The sequence below is a fragment of the Streptomyces sp. NEAU-174 genome, from assembly GCF_052665095.1.
Map to the genome: position 1 here is coordinate 473,721 of NZ_JBQTCE010000006.1, position 22,117 is coordinate 495,837.

A 22,117-nucleotide genomic window follows, 5' to 3' on the forward strand; every position below is an offset into this window, starting at 1 on the left:
GGTCGCTTCCTCCGTCCGGTCAGCCGTGGCCCGGCGGCCACGATTCGGCTCGAAGCTAAGGCCGCCACCGACGCTTCGGCGAGCCCCTGGCCACAACCGGAGCGAGGTGCTCTGACCGCACAAGGGAGCCGCGACCGCAACCGCTCTCTTCTCGCCGGACCGGCCGAAATCATGGCAAGTAGCTGCCACCGGGCATGAGCCGTGGAGGTTGGATTAGAGTAGAAAATGTCATCGTGCGGATGTCCGTCAAGGTCGACGAACGGATCGAAGCCATGGCCAGAGCGACCAAGACAGCCCCTCCCACCAGCGCATCCTCCCGGGCGCCGGCTCCGGCCACGAAGCGCCCGCGCGGCCCCCGCGCCGCGGCCGAGGTCGTATGTGAGCGCCATTCGGTAGCCGTCCAGTTCGATGGACGGCGGGTGGAGCTGCCCTCGCAGGAGCAGCTCTGCTTCCTCGCCGGGCTCGGCGTCATCGCCGCCGTCGGGATCATCGACTGGCCGGTGGCGGCGGCCATAGCGGTGGGGCACGGGCTGGCCCACAGCCAGCACGGGAAGGCGCTGCGCGAGTTCGGAGAGGCCCTGGAAGAGGCATGACGGAGTACCCGCCGGGCGCACCGGACTACCCCTCGATGATCGTTCCGGTCGGGCATGTGGAGCCCGTACCCCGCCGCATCCGTGGCTTCGTGGCCGGCCGTCCCGTCTTCGACACCGTGCGGGCGCGCTATGTGTGGCTCTGGCCGGGCTATCCGCAGTACTGCGTGCCCCGCGACGACATCGTCGAGGGGGCGCTCGTCGACGAGGGCCGGAGCCTGGCGCTGAAGGTCGGCGGAGCGCGCCGCCAGACCCTCCGGATGGGCTCGCTCACCCGCCCGGGCGCGGCCTGGGAGTGGGGCGAGGACGCGCCCTCCGGCATCGTCGGCCAGGTCACCTTCCGCTGGGAGGCCATCGACGCCTGGTTCGAGGAGGACGAGCAGGTCTTCGTCCACCCCAGGAGCCCGTACACCCGCGTCGACGCGCTCAGGTCCGGCCGCGCCGTGCGCGTCGAGCTGGACGGCGCCGTGCTCGCCGACGCCCCGAGCTCGGTGATGGTGCTGGAGACGGGGCTCCCGACGCGCTACTACCTGGACCGGGTGTATCTGGACTGGACGCGCATGGAGCCCACCGAGACCGTCACCAGCTGTCCGTACAAGGGCATGACGAGCGGCTACTGGTCCGTCCGGACCGACACCGCCACCCACCCGGACCTCGCCTGGACCTATGACTTCCCGACCCGCCAGGTGTCCCCCATCGCGGGGCTGGTGGCGTTCTACAACGAGAAGGTCGACCTCTACCTGGACGGCCGGCCGCTTCCCCGGCCCGCCCCGGTCACCAGGGCGGACTGGGAGACGGAACACCGATAGACGGAAGGGCGGAAAGCGCTTCCTCGCGCGGAAGGGCCCTGGACCCCGGCCCAGGGCCCACGCGCGCTCCCAGCGACTAGAATTGACGCTCCATCACCTCCCCCAGCGGCAGGGCCGGGACCTGGACCGACCGCGTACTGACCGCCGCGGGGCCCGGCGGTCGCCTAGGGTCGGAGCATGTTGCTCGAACATCGTGGCAAGCGGCCCGTGGTCCCGGAATCGGCGTATGTCGCCCCCACCGCCGTCCTGTGCGGTGCCGTCGTCCTCGGCGAGCGGGCGCGGGTGCTGCACGGTGCCGTGCTCACCGCCGAGGACGGTGAGGTGCGCACCGGGGCGGATGTGGTGGTGATGGAGAACGCGCTGGTCCGCGGCCGGGCCGGGCATCCGGTGACGCTGGGCGACGCGGTGCTGATCGGGCCGCACGCCCATGTCAACGGGGCGAGGATCGAGGACGAGGTCTTCGTGGCCACCGGCGCGTCGCTGTTTCCCGGGGCGGTCGCGGGGACGGGCGCCGAGCTGCGGATCAACAGTGTGCTCCAGGTGAACTCGCGGCTGGCGCCCGGCACGGTGCTCCCCATCGGCTGGATCGCGGTCGGGGATCCGGCCCGGCTGTTCTCCCCCGATCAGCACACCGAGCTGTGGGAGGTGCAGCGCACCCTCGACTTTCCCGACACTGTCTACGGCGTCGAGCGCGGCACCTCGATGCGCACGATCATGTCCCGGCAGGCCGACTTCTACGGGGCCCACCGGGACGACCGCCCCCTGGACTGAGCCCCGGGCACATGGCGACCACCGTGTGCCCGGGAAGCGTCATTTGACGCCGATGTGTGCTCCGGGGCCGAGCGGCAGGTCCAGGCCGTAGAAGATGCCGAGGATCGCCAGCCACACCACCAGGAACGGCACCACGAAGATGGCGAGCCGGGAGATGAGGGTCCCCAGGCGGGCCTCCGGTTCGTATTCGCGGACCATGGCCAGGACCAGGAGGAGATACGGGTTCATCGGGGTGATGGCGCCGGTCGCCGAGTCGCCGATGCGGAAGGCCGCCTGGCTGAGCGCCGGGCTCATGTCCATCAGCATGAAGGCCGGGATGAAGACGGGGCCGACCAGGGACCACAGGGCGGATCCGGAGAGGATCACCAGATTGAGGCAGGAGGCCAGCAGGACGAACGCGATGATCGCCCAGAAGCCGGTCACGCCGATGGAGTTGAACAGCGCGGCCGCCTTCACCGCGAGCAGCACCCCGAGGTTGGACCAGGTGAAGACCGCGATGACCTGGGCGGCGAAGAACATCATCACGATGTAGCCGGACATGTTCTTCACCGAGTCGGTCATGGCGGTGACCACGTCCTCGGTGCCGGTGAGCTGCTTGACCGTGAAGCCGTAGGTGAGCCCGGCGAGCAGGAAGGCGCCGAAGAGCACGGGGACGACACCGGTCAGCACCGGCGAGGGCACGAAGGCCCCGCCCTCCCCGCGCAGCGGCGCGCCCGGTGGCAGCCACAGCGCGAGGACCGCCGCCAGGTACACACCGACGACCGCGCAGGTGACCGCGAGCCCCTTGCGCTGCACCGGGGTGAGGGTCAGGTCCTCGCCCGTGGCCTCGCCGTCGGCCGCCTGGTAGGTGCCAAGGCGCGGTTCGAGGACACGGCTGATGAGGAACCCGCCGAGCAGCCCCAGGACGACACTGCTGGCGGCAGTGAAGAAGTAGTTGATGAGCACGTGGATATGGAGGCCCTCGGCGGCCGGGAGCACCGAGGCCGCCTGCTGGGTGATGCCCACGTACAGGGCGTCCAGCGAGCCGATGGTGAACCCGGCGGCGTAGCCCGCGGTGACACAGGCGAAGCCGCCGATGAGGCCCGCCACGGGATGGCGTCCGGCGCTCTTGAACACCAGGGCCGCCAGCGGTGGCAGCACGATGGCGCCGACATCGCTCATCATGTGCGCCTGGCTGGCGATGATCGCCACCGCGTACGGCAGCATGGCGCGCGGCACCCGGGCCAGCGTGGCCCGCATCGCGGTCTCCAGCAGCCCGGTCTTCTCCGCGAGTCCGACCACCATGATCAGCACCAGCACGGCGCCGATCGGCGGGAAGGTGGCGAAGTTGGGGATCAGGTTCTCCAGCAGCCAGCGCAGCCCCTCACCGGTGAGCAGCCCGCCGATGGACTTGGTGTCATCGGTGCCGGGGACGGTGACGGAGACACCGGCGAGGGCGAGGACGGTGGAGACGACGGCCAGCAGCGCGAAGAGCCCGGCGAACAGGACGATGGGGTTGGGCAGGGCGTTGCCGGCGCGTTCGATGAAGGAGAGAACACGGTCGAGCCGGCCACGCCGCTCCTTGTCCGGCGAGGTGCCCCCGGGGGCGGGGAGCCCGGTCACCGCGGGCATCAGGGCCGCCCTCCGGCTGACGTGGCCGAGGGCAGGAGGCCCTTGGTGTCCTTGCGGACATGTCCGTCCTGCACAACGCACACCACGTTGGCGGGATCGCCCAGCACACCGATGTCCGCGAGCGGATCACCCTCGCAGACGACGAGGTCGGCGACGCGACCGGGGGCCAGCGTGCCGAGCCGGTCGGCGACGCCGAGGAGTTCGGCGGCGGTCCGGGTGCCGGCCACGATGGCGTCCATGGGGTCCATGCCCAGGTCCACGAGGTAGGAGAGCTCCATCAGGTTCTGTCCGTGCGGACAGACGGCGGCGTCGGTGCCGAGCGCGATCTTCGCCCCCTGCTCGATGGCGCGGGAGATGTTCTCCTTGGTGATGCCGGACCAGCGCACCTTCTTCTCGTAGTGATAGTGCTCCATCGTGGCCTTGTTGATGCCCGCGTAGACGGTGGAGAGGGTCGGGACGACGAAGACGCCACGCTCCCCCGCCATCTCCAGGGCCCGGTCGTCCAGGCCGTAGCCGTGCTCGATGCTGGTGACCCCGCCGCGGATGGCGTTGAGGATGCCCGCGTTGCCCTGGGCGTGGGCGGCCACCGGCTTGCCGCCATGGCGCCGGCACTCGTCGACCACGGCGCGGATCTCCTCCTCCAGGAGCCCCTCGTCGTCCGGCTGGTCGTAGGGGCTGCCCATGCCACCGGTGGCGCAGATCTTGACCAGGTCGGCCCCGGCGCGCAGCACCTTGCGCACGGCCAGCCGCGCCTCGTCCTCGGTGTCGGCGAGCTCGGACATCTCACCGCCGCTGAGGTCGGTGCCGTCGGGCAGGCGCACATCGGCGTGGCCACCGGTGTGGCTGATGATCCGTACGGCGGTGTGCAGCCGGGGGCCCTTGATCCGCCCGGTCTCGACGGCGGTGCGGTACCCGGTGGCCAGCCCGCCCAGGTCCCGGGCGGTGGTGATGCCCGCGTCGAGGGTCTGCCGCATGCGGGTGGCGGTGTCGTAGGTGACCAGGACCGGGTCGAGTTCACCACGGCGGCCGGGCGGGGAGGCGTGGGCGTAGGCGAGGTGGGTGTGGCAGTCGAAGAAACCCGGCAGCACGGTGCGGCCGCCCGCGTCGATGACACGGCCGGTGAAGCCGTCGCCGGAGGCCGGGGGCGCGGTGGCCGCCGGGCCCGCGTAGGTGATGGTTCCTTCGGCGTCGGCGATGACGACGGCGTCCGCGATCGGGGCCGCCCCGGTACCGTCGACCAACGTGGCGTTCTCCACGCGCAGAGCGGTCCTGGTGGTCTCGGACGTGGTGGGTTCCGTCATGAGCTCGATCTCACTCCTCGTTCAGGGAACTGGTGGGGAGGAGTGTCGATCCATCGCGTGTTTCGGGTGTTATCATGCAGCATTCCATCGAGATTCACATGCGATACGCAGAAAAGCGCCGCCCATGCACACGCAGGATTTCGCCGCGCATGACCTGGACGAGCTGGATCGCGGCCTCATACACGCCTTGCAGATCCACCCCAGGGCCCCATGGACTCTCGTCGGTGATGTCCTCGGAGTGAACCCGGTGACGGCCGCGCGACGCTGGCACCGGCTCCAGGAGGCGGGGCTGGCCTGGGTGACCGCCTACCCCCAGCTGTCCGACTCCCGGATCGTGGTGACCGGCATCGTCGAGGTGGACGCCGAGCCCGGGGTCGGTGAGGACGTGGCCGAGGCCCTGGCGGCCGAGCCCTCGGTGGCGAACGTCAAGCTCACGGCCGGAAGCCGGGATCTGGTGATCGCTCTCCAGGCTTCCGATCTGGGTGAGCTCTCCCAGCTCACCACCGCCCTCTTCCGCGGCGCGCCGGGGGTACGGGCGACACGTACGCACGTGGCCACGGGCGTGCCCTCCGAGGGCAGCCGGTGGCGGCTGCGCGCCCTGGACGCCACGCAGCTCGCCCGTCTCCAGGAGGCGCTCCCGCCGGCCGAGCCGCTCCCCTCGGGGGCGACCGGCTGGGACCCCCTGGACATCCGGCTCCTGGAGCTGCTGAGTGTGGACGGCCGGATGGCGATCAGCGATCTGGCGGAGCACGCCGACGCGCCGCTCACCACGGTCCGCCGACGGCTGCGGTCGCTGCTCGGCTCACGGGTGTGTCTGCGCTGCGACCTGGCCCGGCCGCTGTCGGGGTGGCCACTGTCCGCGGTGTACTTCGCCTCCGTACCGGCCGAGCGCCTGGAGGAGACCAGCCGGGCGCTGGCCGGGGTGCGGGAGGTGCGGTCGTGTGCGATCACGGCGGGCCCGCACAACCTCGTCATCGACGTCTGGCTGCGCGCGTCCGGCGATGTGCACGCCTTCGAGGCGCATCTGTCGAGGCGGCTGCCGCGGCTGACCATCGAGGACCGCTCGGTGGTGCTGCGCACGGTCAAGCACATGGGCCGGCTGCTGGACCGCGACGGCCACAGCGTGGGTATCGTCCCGCTGCGCCCCTTCACCGCCCCCGCCGCCGGGGGCGCCGCCGCCACCTGAGGCGCGGGCACCCGGTCCGGCGTCGCGGCCGCTCCGTCCCAACCGGCCGATCCGCCCGAACCGGCCGATCCATCCCAACCGGCCGGCCGGGTCAGCGGACGTGAAGGCGCTGTCCACTGTTCGTGTGGGTGCCATCTGCCGGTACCCGCCGCCGGACACGCTGGGGCGCCATGGCACCTGTGCGCGCGACAGTCCAAGCCGTTCCGCTGGTGGCTACGGCCATCGTCATGCTCGACTCGGCCACCGACTTCTTCCCGGACGCCCCGCTGGTCGGCGTCATCACACCGGTGCGCCTCGCCGTGCTGGCGGGGCTGGTCGCGACGGTGGTGACGGCCCCGCGACTCGCCACGTTCCGCACCCGGCTCGACCTCGCCATCGCGCTGCTCCTGCTCAGTGCCATCGCCACCACCTACGTCGGCGGACACCCCGACGCGCCGCTGCGCGCCCTGCTGACCGCTCTCGCCACCTTCTATCTGCTGGTCGGGGTGCGGCGGTCGCAGCCCGAATCGTGGCGCGCGGTGGCGCTGCTCGCGCTCGTCTGCGTGACGGCCGCGGCCACTTCGGCGTTCGCCCAGGTGACCAATGAGGCGCCGACCGGCTTCTGCCGCACCGGGCTCTTCACCGACGTCGACTGCGACAGCGGCGGGGCCGGTTCGATGATCCGCGCCACGGGCACCTTCGCCAATCCCAACCTGCTCGCCGCGTTCCTGGTGCTGCTCACCCCGATCGCCCTGCTGACGGCGGTGACGGTCGCCGAACGCACGGCCCGGATCGCCGTCGTGACCGTGGGCCTCCTCGCGTACGGCGCGGTGCTGACCACCTTCTCCCGGGCCGGCTGTGTCGCGGCCGCGGCGGGTCTGCTGGTGCTCGGTGGCGCGTACTGGCTCGCCCCCCGCCTCGGCCGGTGAGGGGTGCGGACGCTGACGACCGTGGGGCTGGCCGGGCTGGCGGCGGTGACGGTGGCGCTGTGGGTGGTGTCGCGGGCCGGTGACGCGCTCGGGGTCCGGGGCCAGGCGTGGAAGGCGGCCGTGGACCTGGCCGTGGACCATCCGCTCGGGGTCGGTCTCGGCCGGGCCGGCGACGCTGTCTCCGCGGCCGTACCGGGCGGCAGGACCTTCGTCCACGCGCACAACATGTGGCTGAACTGGCTGGCCGAAGCGGGCGTGGCCGGTCTGCTCGGCATCCTGCTGGTGACGGTGATCGCCGTGGCCTCGGCGGTCCGCGCCGCCCGGGAGAAGTCCGTGGCCGGTGTCGTCGGGCTCGCCGCCCTGACGGGGTTCTTCCTCGCGGCCACGGTGGACCACCCGGCCAACCTGGACCGGATCGCCATGCTCTTCTGGCTGGTTCTCGGCCTCGTCATGGCCGAGGTCCCGGGTGGCCGGCGGGAGTCCGGGACGCCCGCGCGGGCCACGGGCCGGTCGGGGCGCCGGGCGCGGCGCCACTGAAGCGCTCCGCTGGGACTGCCACGATGTGTTGTGGATCGTCCGCGGCGCCGTCGTGGCTGGTGGCCCACGCGGCGGAGCCGCATACGGACGCTGTGGCCGTCCGGGGTCCGGACAGCGGAACGTCCTCCTGGTCCCGGCCGCTCGGTGGCGAGCAGAGTGGGCGGGCGGTTTCGCGTCAACCGGAAGGCGGGGCACAGCGATGGCGGACACGGTGCGGCGGGGCTACGCGCCCAGCCACTTCGGGCAGTTGCACTACGCGGAGTGCGGGTCCGGCGAGCCGGTGCTCCTGCTGCATCAGACGCCGCGTTCCTGGACCGAGTACGCCGATGTGCTGCCCCTGGTGGGCCGGGCGCACCGGGCGATCGCCATGGACACCGTGGGGTTCGGCGCCTCGGCCAAGCCCGAGGGGCCGCACTCGATCGAGCGGTTCGCCGACGGGGTGGCGGCGCTGGCCGACGCGCTCGGGCTCGACACGTTCCACCTGGTGGGCCATCACACCGGCGGTGTGGTGGCCGTGGAGGTGGCCGCCCGGCTGGGCGACCGCGTCAGCAGTCTGCTGCTCTCGGCCACGGCCTTCGTGGACGAGGCCAAGCGCGCGGCGGCTCCCGCGCGCCCGCCGGTCGACCATGTCGCCCCCAGGCCGGACGGCTCGCACCTGGTGGAGGTGTGGAACCGGCGCCGCGCCTTCTACCGGGCGGGCGAGGAGGCCGCGCTGCACCGCTATGTGATCGACGCGCTGACCGTGCTGGACCGGGTGGAGGAGGGGCACGAGGCGGTGTACCGGTACCGGATGGAGGAGCGGCTGGCGCACATCACCGCCCCCGTACTCGCCGTGTGCGCGCCGGAGGACCACTACTCGCTGCCCGCGCTGGAGAGGTTCGCGGCGGCGCTCGGCTGCGAGACCGCGGTCCTGTCCGGCGGCCATGTACCGGCGCCCGAGCAATTGCCCGGGGAGTTCGCCGACGTCGTCAGCGCGTGGGTGGAGCGGCACCGGCGGTGGCCCGGTCCCATGTCGTCCCGGTGACACCCCGCCTGCGCAGCGCCGCCTTGCGCACCTTGCCGGTCTCGGTGAGCGGCAGTTCGCGCAGGATGTCCACATAACGGGGGACGGCGAACGGGGGCAGCTCGCGCTCGCAGTGGCGGATCACCTCGGCCAGGTCGAGCGTGCCGCCCGCGCGGGGCACCACGGCGACCATCACCTCGTCCTCCGCCAGCTCGGACGGCACGGGGAAGACGGCGGCGTCGGCCACCTCGGGATGGCCACGGACGACCGTCTCGACCTCGCACGAGGAGATGTTCTCCCCCCGGCGGCGGATCACGTCCTTGATGCGGTCCACGAACCGGAACCAGCCGTCTGGTTCGCGGACCACCCGGTCCCCCGTGTGCCGCCACGCGTCCACCGGCTCCGCCGGCTCGCCCAGGTAGCCGGTGGCGAAGGCGTACGGCCGGTGGCTGCGCACGACCAGCTCACCCGGGGTGCCGTCGGGGACGGGCGTGAGCAGTTCGTCCACGACGCGGGCGTCGAAACCCTCGCGCAGGGTGCCCATGTAGCCGGGCCGCTGCTCCTCGGCGGTCGTGCCGATGACCAGGTTGGTCTCGGTGGAGCCGAATCCGTCGACCAGCGTGACGCCGAACCGTTCGCGGAACGGCCCCCAGGCGTGGGCCGGTGTCGCCGGGGAGAGTCCGCGGACGGCCCGGTGCGCACGGTCGTGCGGGCCCGGGGGCTGGGCCAGCAGCATCGGCACCATGGCGCCCAGCAGATAGACCACGGTCGCCCCGGCCGCGGCCGCCTCGGTCCAGTACCGGGAGGCCGAGAAGCGGGGCGCCAGGGTGATCGACGCCCCCACGGTCATCGCCTGCGCCAGCGCGTTCAGGGCGTTGGTGTGGAACAGCGGGAGGCAGGTGTGGAGGACGTCGTCCGCGGTGAGGCGCAGCGCGTCGGAGACGTTGCGCCCCCACCAGACGAACTGGGCGTGGGGGCAGCGCACCCCGCGCGAGGTGCCGGTGGTCCCGGAGGTGAACAGGACACACGCGGTGTCCTCCGGGCGGACGGGCGCCGCCGGAAAGGCCGGGCCGCCGCCCGGCCGTGGTGTGCCGTCCGCACCCGCGCGCCACAGCGTCCCCCGGTACCCGGCCGCCCGCACGCGCTCGGCCGTCTCGTCCTCCGCGAGCAGATACGCGGGGCGGGCCTGGTCCAGGACGTGTCGCAGCCCGCCACCGCGCAGCCCCGTGTTCAGGGGGACCAGCTCGGCGCCGAGCCAGGCGGCGCCCAGGAACAGGTCCACGAGTTCGATCCGGTTGCCCGTCATCGCCGCGATGCGCTCGCCCGGGCGGCAGCCCTGGACCGCGAGGGCCCCCGCCATGGTGGCGGCGGCGTCCCGCGTCTCGCGGTAGGTGCGGACCGTGGTGCCGATCCGCAGGAAGGGCCGGTCCCCGTGGTCCCGGGCCGCGGCCTGGAGCAGCCCGGGAATCGTCAGGGTGGTCACCGCAGCACCTCGCGCTCGCGCAGTGCGCGGATCCGCTCCGGTGACAGGCCCGCGACGTCACGCAGCACATCGTCGGTGTCGGCGCCGAGCACGGGTGCCGCCTTGACGATGCCACCGGGTGTGCGGGTGAGCCGGACGGGCGGCCCCTCGTGCAGGAAGGCCCCCGCCACCGGGTGTTCCGCGCGGACGTAGAAGCCCCTGGCCCGCAGCTGCGGATCGTGCTCCACGAGGTCGCGGCCGTCCCGCACCGGGCCCGCGGGTATGCCGTGCTCCTGGAGGAGTTCGGCGGCGGCGTCGGCCGGCAGGGTCCTGGCCCAGGCGGCGAGGGCTCCGTCGACCAGCTCGGTGTGGTGTGCGCGGTTGGCAGCCGTGCGGGTGCGTTCGTCGGTGGCGAGGTCGGGACGCCCGATCACCGTGCACAGCGCGGCCCATTCGGTGTCGTCGCGGACGCTGACGGCCAGCCAGCTGTCGGCGCCGAGGCAGCGGTACACGCCCTGCGGGCTCCACCGCGGATCGGTGTTCCCGGCGGGCTCGGTGGGGTGGAGCAGGCTGGTGCCCATATGGGAGGCGATCGCCTCGAGCTGGGACAGGTCGATGTGCTGTCCGCGCCCGGTCTCCTCCCGGTGCTCCAGGGCGGCGACGGTGGCGAGCGCGGCCTGTAGCCCCGCCACGATGTCGCCGTGGCCGTAGATCACCCCGACCACGTCGTCCGGACCCCACCCGGTCAGGCCGGTGAGCCCCGAGCTGGCGGACACGGTGTCCGCGTACGACACCCAGCCGCTGCGCGGGCCGGTGTGTCCCATCCCGGACATGCTGACGTACACCAGCCGGGGGTTGATCTCGCGCAGGGTGTCGTAGCCCAGACCGAGTTTGGTCATGACGGTGGCGCTGAAGTTCTCCACCAGGACGTCACAGGAGGCGATGAGCTCGCGCAGCACGGCGATGCCGTCCTCGGTGCGGGTGTCGAGGGCCAGACTGCGCTTGTTGCGGTTGACCTCGTTGAAGTAGCCGTTGGTGTTCGGATCGGTGTGCGGGCCGCGCGAGAGGTGCATGAAGGGCGCGAACCGGGTGGGGTCGGGACGGCCGAGTGACTCGACCTTGATGACATCGGCGCCGTGGTCGGCGAGCACCTTGGTGCAGTACGGCCCGGCGAGCACCCAGGTCAGATCCAGCACCCGGACGCCGTGCAGGGCGGGCGGCGCGGGCTCCCGCGGTTCGGGCACCTTCGGGGCCGCGCGGTGCTCGTGCAGAAGCGTTCGGTCCGCGCCCCGTTCCGGGACGTCCAGCTCCTTGATCCGGTGGCCTTCGGGGAACGCGAAGGGGAAGCCCAGATCGGTGCGGTCCCCGGCGCGGAGGAAGAAGTCACGGGCGGCGAGCTGCGGGTTGCCGGGCAGCTCGTGCGGCAGGTCGACCGCCGCCCACGGCAGCTTCCTGGACTGGGCGAGCTCGGCGAACTCGGCCTTCGGCCACCGGCCCGCGAACTCCTGCACCACCGCGAAGACATGCTCCTGGTGCTTCTTGCGCTCCACCGGGTCCTGCCAGCGCGGCTCGGCGAGGTCGGCCTCGGCGCCCTCCTCGCGCAGCCAGGCGAGCAGCGCGTCCCACATGCGGGGGCTGCCACCGAGCCCACCGCCGAGGTGGCCGTCGGCGGCCCGGAACAGCCCGTGCGGCACCAGCGGATGCACCCGGCCGGGGCGCGCGGGCACCCGGTCCTCGTGCAGATAGGCGAGGGCGCCCGCCTCCAGGGCGGCGGCCACGCACGCCTGCGCGGATACGTCGGCGAGCTGGCCCGGGCCGGTGCGCCTGGCCCGCAGTCCGAGCAGCGCGGCGATCGCGGCGTGCACCCCGGCGAGCTGCTCCGCCTGGTTCTCCGGAAGGCGCAGGGGCGGCCCGTCCGGGTCGCCGACCTGCGCGAGCATCCCGCCGAGCGCGGCGACCACCAGATCGGTGCCCTGCCAGTGACTGCGGGGGCCCACGGTCCCGAAGGGGGTGACGCGGACGTGGACGAGGTGGCCGAGTCCCGATACGGCCTCCGGAGCGCCGTCCGGTGTCCCGTCGAGGAGGACGTCGGCTCCCGCCACCAGGCGCCGCAGCTCCTCCGGGGACGCGGGGGTGACGGACCGCTTGCCTGCGTGCCAGTGGACGAAGGCGTCGCCGTTCAGTTCCCGCCGTGTCGGATCGCCCTCCTCGGGCTCGACCAGGACGACCTCGTGTCCGAGGCCGACCAGGAGCCGGCCCGCGAACCGGGTGAAGGGGCTGGACAGTTCGACGACGCGTACGGCCGGGTTGCTCACTTGTCCTCCGCGGGATGCTCAGTCGTGCTGCTGGTTCAGGAAGCCGGTGACCGCGGTGTAGTAGGCGTGCGGCCGCTCCTCCTGGGGGTGGTGGGAGGCGTGGTGCATGACGTGCAGATTGCCCTTGGGGACCATGCGGGCGAGCATCAGCGGATAGTCGGGGGTGAGGAACGCGTCGTACATGCCCCAGAGGAAGAGGGTGGGCGCCTGGATGGCACCGAGTTCCGCGGTGAGGTCCTGCCAGTCGCCACGCGGGTTGTCGGAGGCTCCGGCGAGGGCGGTCTCCTCCGGGTCCAGGCTCTGTTCATAGCGCAGGGTCACGGTGTCGTCGGGGATCGCGGCGGGGTCGTACCACTCCAGGCGGGCGATCAGCTCCCGCATCTTCTCCCAGGAGGGGCCGGTGCCGCCGTAGTACACATCGCGGGCGTTGCGGCCACGCCGGCCGCCCTCCGGCAGCGGGGCCAGCGGGCCGTGGAACACGGGCATGCTGCCGGTGATGGTCAGCGACCGGGCCCGCTCGGGGTACTTCGCGGCCAGGTTCAGCGCGATGGTCCCGCCCCATGAGTTGCACACGAAGTCGGCGCGCTCGATGCCCAGGGTGTCGAGCAGGGCGACCGTCTTGGCGGCGTGGTAGTCCCACATCGGGCCTTCGATGACGGACTTGCCGGACTTGCCGTACTGGAGGATGTCCACGAGGTAGCAGTGGCGGTCCTCGGCGAACAGCGGTGCCACCTGCCCGAAGTCGGACCAGCCCGTGCACCCGGGGCCGCCGCCGTGCAGGAAGACCGTCGGCCTGCCCGTCGTGCCCAGTTCGGTGTAGTGGTACGTGACGCCGTCCGCTTCCGCGTAGGCGCCCTCCGGCGGCTTCTGGATGGTCATGAGGTCCATGTCCCGATGGTGTGCGGCCGGTGATCTCCGCCCAAGCGGACCGGTCCGCTGAGCGGGCCGGTCCCATGGTGAGGGCCTCCGGGCGGTGGCTAGCCTCCCGGCTCATCGTGTCCCCGATGATTCGCGTCCCGACGATTCGCGTCCCGATGATTCGCGTCCGCAGAAAGGCAGCACATGTCCGCGTGGGAAGTGGCCGAGGAACGGGCCAGGGCGGTGATCGGCCGCCCGGAACACCGGGATCTGGGGGTCGTACGGGCCGAGGACGCGGCGGAGTTCGCACGCGCTGCCGGGGAGACCAGCCCACGGCTGATCGACCCCGACGACCCCGGGTTCACCGTCCATCCGCTGTACGTGGTGAGTCTGCTGCGGGGCGCGGGCGGCGCCGACGAGGGCGAGTTCCGGCCGGACGGGATGTACCGCGACGAGGTCCCGGGCACCGACGGCCTGGACGTACGGCTCATGGCGGGCGGCCAGGAGGTCCGGTTCACCGGCGAGGTGCGGACGGGCGACCGGATCGGGGTCCGCCGTGTCCTCACGGATGTCGCACGCAAGGGCAGCGGTGCGCCGTTCCTGCTGCTGACCGTCGAGAAGACGTACACGGTGGAGCGGTCCACGCTCGCCCGGGTGCGGGAGAGGTTCATCGTCCGATGAGTCCGATGAAGGTGCACACGGGTCAGCCCGTACCACCGGTGGAGTTCACCCCGGACGCCGTCACGCTGCTGCGGTTCGGGGCGGTCACCCGCAACGCCCACCGCATCCACTACGACACCGGGTTCGCACGGTCCGAGGGGCTGGACGGCCCGGTCGTCATGGCGCAGTTGCACGGCTGTCTGATGCACCGCGCCGCCATGTCCTTCGCGGGTCCTGGCGGACGGGTCCTGGAGGTCGAATGGCGGAACCGGGCACCGGCCCTCGCCGGGGAGCGGCTCGTGGTGAGCGGCGCGGTCGGCGCCGTCGATCCGGTGACGGGGCGGGTCACCCTGGATCTGGTCGAGCACGGTGGCCGGGGCGATGTGGTGTGCTGCCGGGGCCGGGCCGTGGTCCTGATGGGGTGAACGGCCCCGCCCCGCCGGTGAACGGCCCCGCCCCGCCGGTGAACGGCCCCGCCCCGCCGGTGAACGGCCCCGCCTCCCCGGTGAACGGCCCCGCCCCGCCGCCGGGCCGTTCAGCCGAGGTCGAGGACCACCTTGCCCACCGCCTCCCCGGACCGCAGACGTGCCACGGCCTCCGCCAGCCCGTCGATGCGATGGCGCTCGACGGGCAGCGTCAGCTCGCCGGAGGTGAGGTCGCCGAGCAGCCGCTGGGTGTCGGCGGCCACTTCCTTCCCCCGGGTCATCAGGTTCACGGGCAGCAGCGAGACATCGGCGAGCAGGAAGTCGGCCAGGTCCACGGTGAACTCACGGCCCGCGGTGTAGCCGACGAGGGCGACCCGGCCGCGCGGACGCACCAGCGGCAGGGAATCACGCAGGACCGGCCCGCCCACGGTGTCGACGACGACGTCCACCGGGCCACCGATCGCGTCGGCGGAGAGGTCGGCGGCGAGCAGCGCCTTGGCGGGGGCCGGGACATGCGGCAGTTTGGCGGGGCGGCCCACCACGCCGATCACCTCCGCCCCGGCCCGGGCCGCGATCTGCACGGTGAGCGCGCCCACCGCACCGGCCGCCCCGGTCACCAGGACCCGCTCCCCGGGCTGGACGTCCGCCACGGTGTGCACCGAGGCCCACGCCGTGCCCGCGGGGGAGAAGAAGCTACAGGCCAGGGCGGGGTCCGTGCCGTCGGGCACCGCCTCCACCGCGGCGTCCGGGACCAGTGCGTGGCCGCCCCAGGTGCCGTCGCGGCGCAGCCCGAGTGCCTTGCCGCTGAGGCGGACGAGGCTCCCCTCGGGGTGGGTGTCGGAGGCGACGACGATTCCGCTGCCCGCGGTTCCGGGCACCGCGGGCAGGTCGGGGAGGATACCGAACTTGCCGTCGATGACGTTCAGGTCGAGGTGGCTGACGGCGGCCGCCTCGATCCGCACCAGGGTGTGGCCGGGGCGTGGCTCGGGTACCGGCCGCTCGACGAGCCGCGGCAGGGTGCCGAACTCCTCCAGCACCAGGGACTGTGACGTCGGGTGGCTCACGTTTCGCTCCGTATCACGGGCTCACGGCCCTGTTCGGCGAGGGGGCGGACCCGGCGCACGCTAGACCGCGCCGTCCGGTCCGCGCACCGGGCGGGGTCCGCTCAGCGGGACGCACCGCCGCGGCCGCCTCCAGTCGGCCGCCGTCCGGTCGGCCCGCCATCCCGTCACCCCGCCGCCCGGTCGCCGCGCCGGGGAGGGCGCGGTCTGCTCAGCGGACCGGATCCCTTGGGCGGATCCGCGCCGGGCCGGATGCTCGGGTCCACCGTTCACCCGGTATCAGGAGGACACGCACGATGACGGTCGAGGACTCTCCCGACACGGCCACCCCCGTCCGGAGCCGCCGCAGAAAACCGGCCGAGCCCGGCCGCCAGGACTGGTCGTCCTGGCCCCACTACGACGGTGCGGCCGCGGGCTTCCGCGGCTACTGGTACCCGGTCACCTGGTCCAGCCAGATCACCGGCAAGCCGCTGCCGTTCACCATCTGCGGCGAGCGGATCGCGCTGATCCGCGACAGCGGCACCGCGTACGCCCTGCACAACCGGTGCCCGCACCGCGGTGTGCCGCTGTCGGAGGGCGATCAGCAGTTTCCGGGCACGGTCAGCTGCCCGTACCACGGCTGGACCTTCGACCTGCCCACCGGGCGGCTGTCCGCGGTCATCACCGACGGCCCCGGGTGCCGGCTGACCGGGAAGCTGGGCGTGCGCACCTATCCGGTCGAGGAGCGCCTCGGGATGGTGTGGGTGTACATCCCGATCGCCGACGAGGAGCCGCATCCGATCGACTCCCAGCTTCCGGAGGAGCTGGTCGGCAACGCGTTCGTGATGGGCGGGCGGATCGAGCCGCGCGGTGGCAACTGGCGGTTCGCCTGCGAGAACGGCTTCGACGAGGGCCACGCCAAGTATCTGCACCGCACGTCGCTGTGGCGGCTGTTCAAGCCCATGCCGACCTGGAACATCACCCGGATCGTGCCGCGCGGCCGCTGGATCTTCCGGGTCCAGGACGAGGTCCACTGGGAGGCCGAGTACCCCGGGGTGGGCCGCTGGACCAACAAGCGCTGGTGGAAGATGCAGCCGCCGAAGGAGACCTTCAACATCGGCAACACCGGCAAGGCCGACAGCGTCGACCCGACGATCGAGGCCCAGGAGTTCCCCGGCTTCGCGTCCCTGTCGATGCCGGGCGTGCTGCGCATCGCCTACCCCAAGTTCATCCACTACGAGTTCTACGTCCCGGTGGACGAGGACAACCACCGCTACGTCGGGGTGATGGTCAACTTCACCGAGGGCTGGGACACCCTGCGCTTCTACGCCAAGTACCTGGGGGCGATCCGCTGGCTGTTCCACGGCCAGTTCTCCGGCCAGGACGCGTGGATGGTCGATGTCACCGACGCGCCGCCGGAGAAGCTCTACCGGCCCGACATCTCGCTCACCGCCTGGCGGAACCTCAGCGAGGAGGAGTACGGCAAGAAGCTGGCCGCGGTCGGCGGCGCATCCGCACCCGCATCCGCACCCGCAGAGAAGGCATGACATGTTCCGCAAACTGTTCACCCTGCTGCTGGGCGCCGCGATCGCCGTCGGGATCCCGCTGGCCACGAAGCGCGTCGCGCGGACCACGATGACCCAGGTCCACAGGATCAACCAGTGAGCGCCGACGGCCTGGCGAGCCTGGACGAACGGCGGCGCTCCTGGGCGCTCGACGCCGCCCGCCACATCAGCGCCGACCGGCTCCGCGAACTGATCACCGGCCTGGTGGACATCCCCAGCCCCACCGGCGACGAGGGCCCGCTGGCCACGCATATCGCCGACACCCTGCGCGCCACCGGCTGCCACGCGGCCGTCCAGCCCCTCGACGACCGGCAGGCCAACGCCTGGGCGCGGCTGACCGGTGACGGCACCGGCCCCGACCTCATGCTCTACGCCCCCATCGACACCCTGACCGTGGGCGAGGAGAGCGAGGACGTGCCGTGGATCGGCCCGGAGCTGCGCGAGGACATGCGGCCCGCCGCCACCGTGTACGACGACCTCGTCACCGGGCTCGGCGCCTCCAACCCCAAGGGGCACGCGGCATGCGTGATGATGGCCGTCGAGGCGATCTCCCGGGCAGGTGTCCCGCTCACCGGTGACCTGGTGGCGGCCTTCGGCGCGGGCGGGATGCCCACCAACGCCCGGCCGGTGGGGACGCGCCACAACACCGGCCAGGGCGTGGGGTGTTCGTTCCTGCTGGAGCAGGGCGTGTGGACCGACTACGCGGTCATCGCCAAGCCCGGCTGGACCGTCTCGTGGGACGAGGTCGGACTGGTCTGGTTCGAGGTGACGGTCGGCGGCACCCACACCTACGCGGGCTCCCGCCACCGGCTCCCGTACGACAACTCCATTGCCCGCGCCGGTGAGGTGGCCGGGTATCTGGAGAAGTGGTTCGAGGAGTACGCCGAGCGGCATACCTCGGGCACGGTGGCGCCGCAGGGCATCGTCTCCTCGATCCGTGGCGGCTGGCCGCGGATGGCGGCGGTCACCCCCGCCGTGTGCACCTTGATGGTGGACCTGCGGATCAGCCCGGACATCACACCGATGCGGGCCAAGCGGGAGTTCATGGACGCGCTGGCCGCCCTGCGGGCCGCCTCGCCCGGTCTCGACGTCCGGGCGGAGATGGTGCTGGCGATCCCCGGCACCCGCACCCCGCGCGGGTCGTGGATCCACCGCAGCGCCACGGCGGCCTGGGAGGCGCTGGAGGGGCGTGCGCACGAGGTGATCGCCGGGAACAGCGGTGCCACCGACGCCAACATCCTGCGTGGCCGCGGCATCCCCACGGTGCGGATCGGCATGCCCAAGGTGGCGGAGGCCCCGTTCGAGATCGACTTCGCCCGCGGCATGAACACGGTGTCGCTCCCGGCGATGGAGAGGCTCACGCGCCATCTGATCCGCACGGCCGTGGACACCGTCACCCGGACCCGCGCCGAGGTGGCCGAGGCGGAGGAAGGAGCTGTGGCATGACCGAGATCGTGCTGGGGGTCGGGGCGTCGCACAGCACGCTGATGAACACCCACTGGGAGGAGACGTACCACAAGGACCGCGCCGAGCGGTTCCGGGACGCGCTCGGCGAGGCGCGCGACGCGCTGGCCGCGGCCCGCCCCGACACGGTGGTCCTGATCGGCTCCAACCACTTCCGGGGGTTCTGGCTCGACCTGATCCCCAGCTTCACCATCGGGGTCGACGAATGTCTCGCCAGCGGCGAGTCCGGCACCCCGAAGGGCCCGCAGCCGGTGGACCGGGAGCTGGCCCTGTACCTGGCCGGCGCGCTGGTGGAGCGGTCCGGATTCGATGTGGCGTTCTCCGTCCGGCTCCAGATCGACCACGGCCAGTCGCACGCCGTCCAGTATCTGCTCGACGGCCTCGACGTCGACCTCGTACCGCTGGTGGTGAACGTCTTCGCGCCCCCGCTGCCCACGCTCGACCGCTGCGAGCGGCTGGGCCGGGCGATCCGCGAGGCGGTCCTGGCGTTCCCCGGCGACCGCCGGGTGGCGGTCATCGGCTCCGGCGGGCTGTCCCACCGGCTGCCCTGGCCGGACTGGCGCGAACCGCACGGCGAGGACGAGGAGTTCATGGTCGGCGCCTGGACAGACGGTCGGGAGAACTGGCAGGACTACGACGTCCGGCGGCGCGAGATCATCCGGGCCGCCGAGGCGGCGCTCAACCCGGAGTTCGACGAGGAGTTCCTGTCCTGGCTGGAACGCGGACAGGCGCACCGCCTCACCGAGTACACCACCGCGGACCTGGAGAAGGTGGCCGGCAACGGCGCACAGGAGCTACGCACCTGGCTGCTGATGGCCGCGCTGCTCGACCACGCCCCGGGGCGGCGTCTGGCCTACGAGCCGATACCCGAGTGGCTCACCGGCATGGGGGTCGCCGTACTCGACCCCGCGCAGACACGGAACAGCGAAAGGCAGTCATGAGCATCTGGACCGAGCTGTCGGGCATCGACTACCGGCACGCCTATGTGAAGACCGGCGACATCACGACCCGTGCGCTCCAGGCCGGCCCGGAGGACGGTGAGCATGTGGTGTTCCTGCACGGCACCACCGGCCATCTGGAGGCGTTCGTACGGAACATCCCGGCGCACGCCGAGCGCTACCGCTGCCACTCCATCGACATGCTGGGCCACGGCTATACGGGCAAGCCCGACCGCCCGGGCGAGATCCCGGCCTATGTCGAGCACCTGTTGGCCTATCTGGACGCGGTCGGCGCCGAGCGCGCCCATCTGGTCGGCGAGTCGCTGGGCGGCTGGGTGGCGTCGTGGACCGCGAGCGAGCACCCGGACCGGGTCGCCTCCCTCCAACTGCTCTGCATGGGCGGCACCAAGGTCAATCCGGCGGTGATGGAGCGGCTGAAGAAGTCCACGCGCAGCGCCTCCCTGGAGGACGACATCTCCTTCACCCGGGACCGGCTGCGGCTGCTGTGGGCCGACTGGGACGAGGAGCTGGGCGAGGAGCTGACGCGGATCCGCTACGAGATCTACCACCACCCGGACTTCCAGCGGAACCTGCACAATCTGCTGGCGCTCCAGGAGACGGAGACCCGCGAGCGCAATCTGCTGCGGCCCGACCGCATGGCCCGGATCAAGGCGCCGACGCTGGTGGTCTGGGGCAACAAGAACCCGTTCGGGGACGTACCGGAGGCCGAGGCCATCGCCACCGCGATCCCCGGCGCCCGGCTGGAGATCTTCAACGAGTGCGGTCACTGGCCGCAGCACGAGAAGGCGGATCTGTACAACCCGCTCAGCCTGGAGTTCCTCGCCGCGTCCTCCCCCACCTGATCGTGAGGTGCCTGCCATGACCGTCGTCCCCATCGACCACGTCACCAGAGCCTGTCCCGACTCGATGAACTCCGTCCTCGGCAAGGTCCGGTCCATCCTGGAGGCGTTCACACCCGACGACGACTCGCTGTCGCTCGCCGATCTGGTGCGCCGTTCCGGCGTGGCGAAGGCGACCGTCCACCGGCTGTCCCAGGAGCTGGTCGCATGGGGACTGCTGGAACGGGCGGGCTGCAACTACCGGCTGGGACTGCGGCTGTTCGAGATCGGGCAGCGGGTGCACCGGCAGCGGATCCTGCGCGAGGTGGCGCAGCCGTACATGGAGGATCTGCTGCTGGCCACGCGGGAGACCATCCACTTCGCCATCCACGACGGGCTGGACGTGGTGTACCTGGAGAAGATCCTGCCCCACCGGGGGCTGAGCGAGGAGTCGCGGGTGGCGGGGCGGCTTCCGCTGTACTGCACGGCCACCGGCAAGGCGATCCTCGCCCACTCCCCCGGCACCCTGTTCGGCGAGGTGGTCAGGAGCGGCCTCAAGCCGTTCACCCGCCACACCATCACCTCGCCCGGCCGGCTGCGCGGCCAGCTGGACCGCGTCCGCGAGCAGGGCATCGCCACGGAGGCGGAGGAGGTGCGGCTCGGCTATATGAGCATGGCGGTACCGGTCTTCGGGCGCCAGAACACCCTCGCCGGGGCCCTGTCGATCACGGCGCCGACCTACCGTGTGGACGCGATCGCCCACGCCAGCGCGCTGCGTACGGCGGGTCTCGGCATCAGCCGCACACTGAGGTCGGCGCTGTGACGGCGGCCGTCGTGTCCTCCCCCGCTCTGGGAGAGGTGCTGGCGCGGGCGCGGGAGCTGGTCGGGCAGTGGCGGGACGAGGACTGCGGCACCCCGACGGTCAAGGACTTCTGCCGTTACGCGGCCGCCCTCAACGACGGCGGGTACATCCGCCGGGCCCGCGCCCTGGAGGCGGACGGACGGCCGGTCGAGGCACCCGCCCTGTTCCTCGCGGCCACCATGAGCTGGGAGGACGGTCCGACGGAGGACGAGCTGCGGCCGGATGGCCTGGCGCGGCGGGAGTCGCCGTGCACCGAGGGTCTCCCGGTGCGCCAGGTGCACGGCGGCCAGTCGGTGCGCCTGGTCCGGCCCCCGGTGGCCGGGACGCGGATCACGGCGGCCCGTGCGGTCGTCTCCGCGCGGCACAAGCACGGGCGGTCGGGCGAGTTCGTCCTGCTGGGTGTCCGCACCCGGTTCCTGTCCCCGGACGGGGGCGAGCTGGCGGCCGTGGACGAGACGCTCGTGGTGCTCGACGCCACCGGAGGTGACCGATGACGGCGCCCGCTGTCGGGGCGGAGTGTCCACCGCGCCGGTACGCCCACACCAGTGTCCAGCTGTTCCGCTTCAGCGCCGTGTCATGGAACGCCCACCGGATCCATTACGACGCCGCGTACGCCGCCACCGAGGGGTTTCCCGACGCCGTCGTGCAGTCCACGCTGCACGGCGAGATGCTCGGTCGGCACGCCCTGGAGTGGGCCGGGCCGGGCGCCCGGCTGGAGTCGGTGGCCTGGCGCAATGTCGCCACGGCGGTGGCCGGTGAGCGACTGACCTGGGCCGCGACGGTGTCGTCGGTCGAGGGCGCGCGGATCCGGCTCGACGCGCGCATCCTCAAGGCCGACGGCTCGGAGTGCGTGACGGGGACGGTGGAGGTGACGCGCGCCGGGTGACGGCCCGGCGCGTCGGGGCGCGGGAGCGGGGGGGGGGGAGGGGGGGGGGGGGCGGGGGGTCACCCCCTCTTTCTTTCTCGGCCCCTC

Annotated in this window: 22 protein-coding genes; 16 read left to right on the forward strand and 6 right to left on the reverse strand. The window is 72.4% G+C overall.

The window, feature by feature from the left end:
* Nucleotides 1-233 precede the first annotated feature (233 nt).
* From ACT2CW_RS20340 to ACT2CW_RS20350, 3 genes are all read left to right on the forward strand, one after another.
* A complete protein-coding gene (locus tag ACT2CW_RS20340; protein ID WP_445517679.1) occupies nt 234-593 on the forward strand; it encodes a hypothetical protein in 360 nt (119 codons plus the stop codon).
* Complete coding sequence (locus ACT2CW_RS20345) at nt 590-1,399, forward strand: DUF427 domain-containing protein (RefSeq protein ID WP_445517680.1); 810 nt, start codon at nt 590-592, stop codon at nt 1,397-1,399. The genes ACT2CW_RS20340 and ACT2CW_RS20345 overlap by 4 nt, the downstream gene beginning before the upstream one ends.
* A 177-nt stretch (nt 1,400-1,576) precedes the next feature.
* The gene (locus ACT2CW_RS20350) at nt 1,577-2,170 is read left to right on the forward strand and encodes a gamma carbonic anhydrase family protein (RefSeq protein WP_445517681.1); all 594 of its coding nucleotides are present in this window, start codon (nt 1,577-1,579) and stop codon (nt 2,168-2,170) included.
* Nucleotides 2,171-2,209: 39 nt separating this feature from the next.
* On the opposite strand, the gene ACT2CW_RS20355 is transcribed toward ACT2CW_RS20350, so the two are convergent.
* Nucleotides 2,210-3,781, reverse strand: coding sequence for an AbgT family transporter (locus ACT2CW_RS20355; protein WP_445517682.1), 1,572 nt, complete (start codon nt 3,779-3,781; stop codon nt 2,210-2,212).
* The gene (locus tag ACT2CW_RS20360; protein WP_445517683.1) at nt 3,781-5,082 is read right to left on the reverse strand and encodes an amidohydrolase family protein; all 1,302 of its coding nucleotides are present in this window, start codon (nt 5,080-5,082) and stop codon (nt 3,781-3,783) included. The genes ACT2CW_RS20355 and ACT2CW_RS20360 overlap by 1 nt, the downstream gene beginning before the upstream one ends.
* A 124-nt stretch (nt 5,083-5,206) precedes the next feature.
* On the opposite strand from ACT2CW_RS20360, the gene ACT2CW_RS20365 reads away from it, so the two are divergent.
* From ACT2CW_RS20365 to ACT2CW_RS20380, 4 genes are all read left to right on the forward strand, one after another.
* Entirely contained in the window at nt 5,207-6,268 is a 1,062-nt protein-coding gene (locus tag ACT2CW_RS20365) for an Lrp/AsnC family transcriptional regulator (RefSeq protein WP_445517684.1), read from the forward strand.
* Between the two features lie 170 nt (nt 6,269-6,438).
* A complete protein-coding gene (locus ACT2CW_RS20370; protein ID WP_445517685.1) occupies nt 6,439-7,176 on the forward strand; it encodes a hypothetical protein in 738 nt (245 codons plus the stop codon).
* Nucleotides 7,177-7,179: 3 nt separating this feature from the next.
* Nucleotides 7,180-7,713 carry an O-antigen ligase family protein gene (locus ACT2CW_RS20375; RefSeq protein WP_445517686.1) on the forward strand — a complete coding sequence of 178 codons (534 nt, stop codon included), beginning with the start codon at nt 7,180-7,182 and terminating at the stop codon, nt 7,711-7,713.
* 199 nt (nt 7,714-7,912) lie between these two features.
* Nucleotides 7,913-8,737, forward strand: a complete 825-nt coding sequence (locus ACT2CW_RS20380) for an alpha/beta fold hydrolase (protein ID WP_445517687.1) — start codon at nt 7,913-7,915, stop codon at nt 8,735-8,737.
* Here ACT2CW_RS20380 and ACT2CW_RS20385 read toward each other — a convergent pair.
* The 3 genes from ACT2CW_RS20385 to ACT2CW_RS20395 are packed head-to-tail and all read right to left on the reverse strand — an operon-like array spanning nt 8,682 to nt 13,381.
* Nucleotides 8,682-10,199, reverse strand: a complete 1,518-nt coding sequence (locus tag ACT2CW_RS20385) for an AMP-binding protein (RefSeq protein WP_445517688.1) — start codon at nt 10,197-10,199, stop codon at nt 8,682-8,684. The two genes, ACT2CW_RS20380 and ACT2CW_RS20385, sit on opposite strands and share 56 nt — an antisense overlap.
* Nucleotides 10,196-12,493: a CoA transferase gene (locus ACT2CW_RS20390; protein ID WP_445517689.1), complete on the reverse strand. Its 2,298-nt coding sequence runs from the start codon at nt 12,491-12,493 to the stop codon at nt 10,196-10,198. Before ACT2CW_RS20390 ends, ACT2CW_RS20385 begins: the two co-directional genes overlap by 4 nt.
* Nucleotides 12,494-12,511: 18 nt before the next feature.
* Nucleotides 12,512-13,381 (reverse strand): alpha/beta fold hydrolase, encoded by an 870-nt coding sequence (locus ACT2CW_RS20395; protein WP_138910465.1) that lies wholly within the window; start codon nt 13,379-13,381, stop codon nt 12,512-12,514.
* A gap of 174 nt (nt 13,382-13,555) precedes the next feature.
* On the opposite strand from ACT2CW_RS20395, the gene ACT2CW_RS20400 reads away from it, so the two are divergent.
* Nucleotides 13,556-14,032: an FAS1-like dehydratase domain-containing protein gene (locus ACT2CW_RS20400; RefSeq protein ID WP_445517690.1), complete on the forward strand. Its 477-nt coding sequence runs from the start codon at nt 13,556-13,558 to the stop codon at nt 14,030-14,032.
* A 5-nt stretch (nt 14,033-14,037) separates the two neighbouring features.
* Nucleotides 14,038-14,436, forward strand: a complete 399-nt coding sequence (locus ACT2CW_RS20405; protein WP_445517691.1) for an acyl dehydratase — start codon at nt 14,038-14,040, stop codon at nt 14,434-14,436.
* A 110-nt stretch (nt 14,437-14,546) separates the two neighbouring features.
* Here the strand turns inward: ACT2CW_RS20405 and ACT2CW_RS20410 are convergent, their stop codons facing one another.
* Nucleotides 14,547-15,500: a quinone oxidoreductase family protein gene (locus tag ACT2CW_RS20410; protein WP_445517692.1), complete on the reverse strand. Its 954-nt coding sequence runs from the start codon at nt 15,498-15,500 to the stop codon at nt 14,547-14,549.
* A 293-nt stretch (nt 15,501-15,793) separates the two neighbouring features.
* Between ACT2CW_RS20410 and ACT2CW_RS20415 the strand changes: the two genes are divergently transcribed.
* The 7 genes from ACT2CW_RS20415 (at nt 15,794) to ACT2CW_RS20445 (ending at nt 22,030) form a co-directional block, all read left to right on the forward strand.
* On the forward strand, nt 15,794-17,023 hold the full coding sequence (locus tag ACT2CW_RS20415) for an aromatic ring-hydroxylating oxygenase subunit alpha (RefSeq protein ID WP_445517693.1): 1,230 nt from the start codon (nt 15,794-15,796) through the stop codon (nt 17,021-17,023).
* 114 nt (nt 17,024-17,137) lie between these two features.
* Nucleotides 17,138-18,487 (forward strand): M20 family metallopeptidase, encoded by a 1,350-nt coding sequence (locus ACT2CW_RS20420; RefSeq protein WP_445517694.1) that lies wholly within the window; start codon nt 17,138-17,140, stop codon nt 18,485-18,487.
* Nucleotides 18,484-19,446 (forward strand): DODA-type extradiol aromatic ring-opening family dioxygenase, encoded by a 963-nt coding sequence (locus tag ACT2CW_RS20425; RefSeq protein WP_445517695.1) that lies wholly within the window; start codon nt 18,484-18,486, stop codon nt 19,444-19,446. The genes ACT2CW_RS20420 and ACT2CW_RS20425 overlap by 4 nt, the downstream gene beginning before the upstream one ends.
* Entirely contained in the window at nt 19,443-20,306 is an 864-nt protein-coding gene (locus tag ACT2CW_RS20430) for an alpha/beta fold hydrolase (RefSeq protein ID WP_445517696.1), read from the forward strand. Before ACT2CW_RS20425 ends, ACT2CW_RS20430 begins: the two co-directional genes overlap by 4 nt.
* A 16-nt stretch (nt 20,307-20,322) precedes the next feature.
* On the forward strand, nt 20,323-21,105 hold the full coding sequence (locus tag ACT2CW_RS20435; RefSeq protein WP_138910473.1) for an IclR family transcriptional regulator: 783 nt from the start codon (nt 20,323-20,325) through the stop codon (nt 21,103-21,105).
* Nucleotides 21,106-21,116: 11 nt separating this feature from the next.
* The gene (locus ACT2CW_RS20440) at nt 21,117-21,638 is read left to right on the forward strand and encodes a hypothetical protein (RefSeq protein ID WP_445517697.1); all 522 of its coding nucleotides are present in this window, start codon (nt 21,117-21,119) and stop codon (nt 21,636-21,638) included.
* Nucleotides 21,635-22,030, forward strand: a complete 396-nt coding sequence (locus ACT2CW_RS20445) for an acyl dehydratase (protein ID WP_445517698.1) — start codon at nt 21,635-21,637, stop codon at nt 22,028-22,030. The genes ACT2CW_RS20440 and ACT2CW_RS20445 overlap by 4 nt, the downstream gene beginning before the upstream one ends.
* The last annotated feature ends 87 nt before the right edge of the window (nt 22,031-22,117 follow it).

What these genes read in the sequence shown, in the direction of transcription:
- ACT2CW_RS20345 (WP_445517680.1), top strand. Translation starts at nt 590, where the DNA reads ATGACGGAGTACCCGCCGGGCGCACCGGACTACCCCTCGATGATCGTT.
- ACT2CW_RS20350 (WP_445517681.1), top strand. Translation starts at nt 1,577, where the DNA reads ATGTTGCTCGAACATCGTGGCAAGCGGCCCGTGGTCCCGGAATCGGCG.
- ACT2CW_RS20355 (WP_445517682.1), bottom strand. Translation starts at nt 3,781, where the DNA reads ATGCCCGCGGTGACCGGGCTCCCCGCCCCCGGGGGCACCTCGCCGGAC.
- ACT2CW_RS20360 (WP_445517683.1), bottom strand. Translation starts at nt 5,082, where the DNA reads ATGACGGAACCCACCACGTCCGAGACCACCAGGACCGCTCTGCGCGTG.
- ACT2CW_RS20365 (WP_445517684.1), top strand. Translation starts at nt 5,207, where the DNA reads ATGCACACGCAGGATTTCGCCGCGCATGACCTGGACGAGCTGGATCGC.
- ACT2CW_RS20370 (WP_445517685.1), top strand. Translation starts at nt 6,439, where the DNA reads ATGGCACCTGTGCGCGCGACAGTCCAAGCCGTTCCGCTGGTGGCTACG.
- ACT2CW_RS20380 (WP_445517687.1), top strand. Translation starts at nt 7,913, where the DNA reads ATGGCGGACACGGTGCGGCGGGGCTACGCGCCCAGCCACTTCGGGCAG.
- ACT2CW_RS20395 (WP_138910465.1), bottom strand. Translation starts at nt 13,381, where the DNA reads ATGGACCTCATGACCATCCAGAAGCCGCCGGAGGGCGCCTACGCGGAA.
- ACT2CW_RS20400 (WP_445517690.1), top strand. Translation starts at nt 13,556, where the DNA reads ATGTCCGCGTGGGAAGTGGCCGAGGAACGGGCCAGGGCGGTGATCGGC.
- ACT2CW_RS20405 (WP_445517691.1), top strand. Translation starts at nt 14,038, where the DNA reads ATGAAGGTGCACACGGGTCAGCCCGTACCACCGGTGGAGTTCACCCCG.
- ACT2CW_RS20415 (WP_445517693.1), top strand. Translation starts at nt 15,794, where the DNA reads ATGACGGTCGAGGACTCTCCCGACACGGCCACCCCCGTCCGGAGCCGC.
- ACT2CW_RS20425 (WP_445517695.1), top strand. Translation starts at nt 18,484, where the DNA reads ATGACCGAGATCGTGCTGGGGGTCGGGGCGTCGCACAGCACGCTGATG.
- ACT2CW_RS20430 (WP_445517696.1), top strand. Translation starts at nt 19,443, where the DNA reads ATGAGCATCTGGACCGAGCTGTCGGGCATCGACTACCGGCACGCCTAT.
- ACT2CW_RS20435 (WP_138910473.1), top strand. Translation starts at nt 20,323, where the DNA reads ATGACCGTCGTCCCCATCGACCACGTCACCAGAGCCTGTCCCGACTCG.
- ACT2CW_RS20445 (WP_445517698.1), top strand. Translation starts at nt 21,635, where the DNA reads ATGACGGCGCCCGCTGTCGGGGCGGAGTGTCCACCGCGCCGGTACGCC.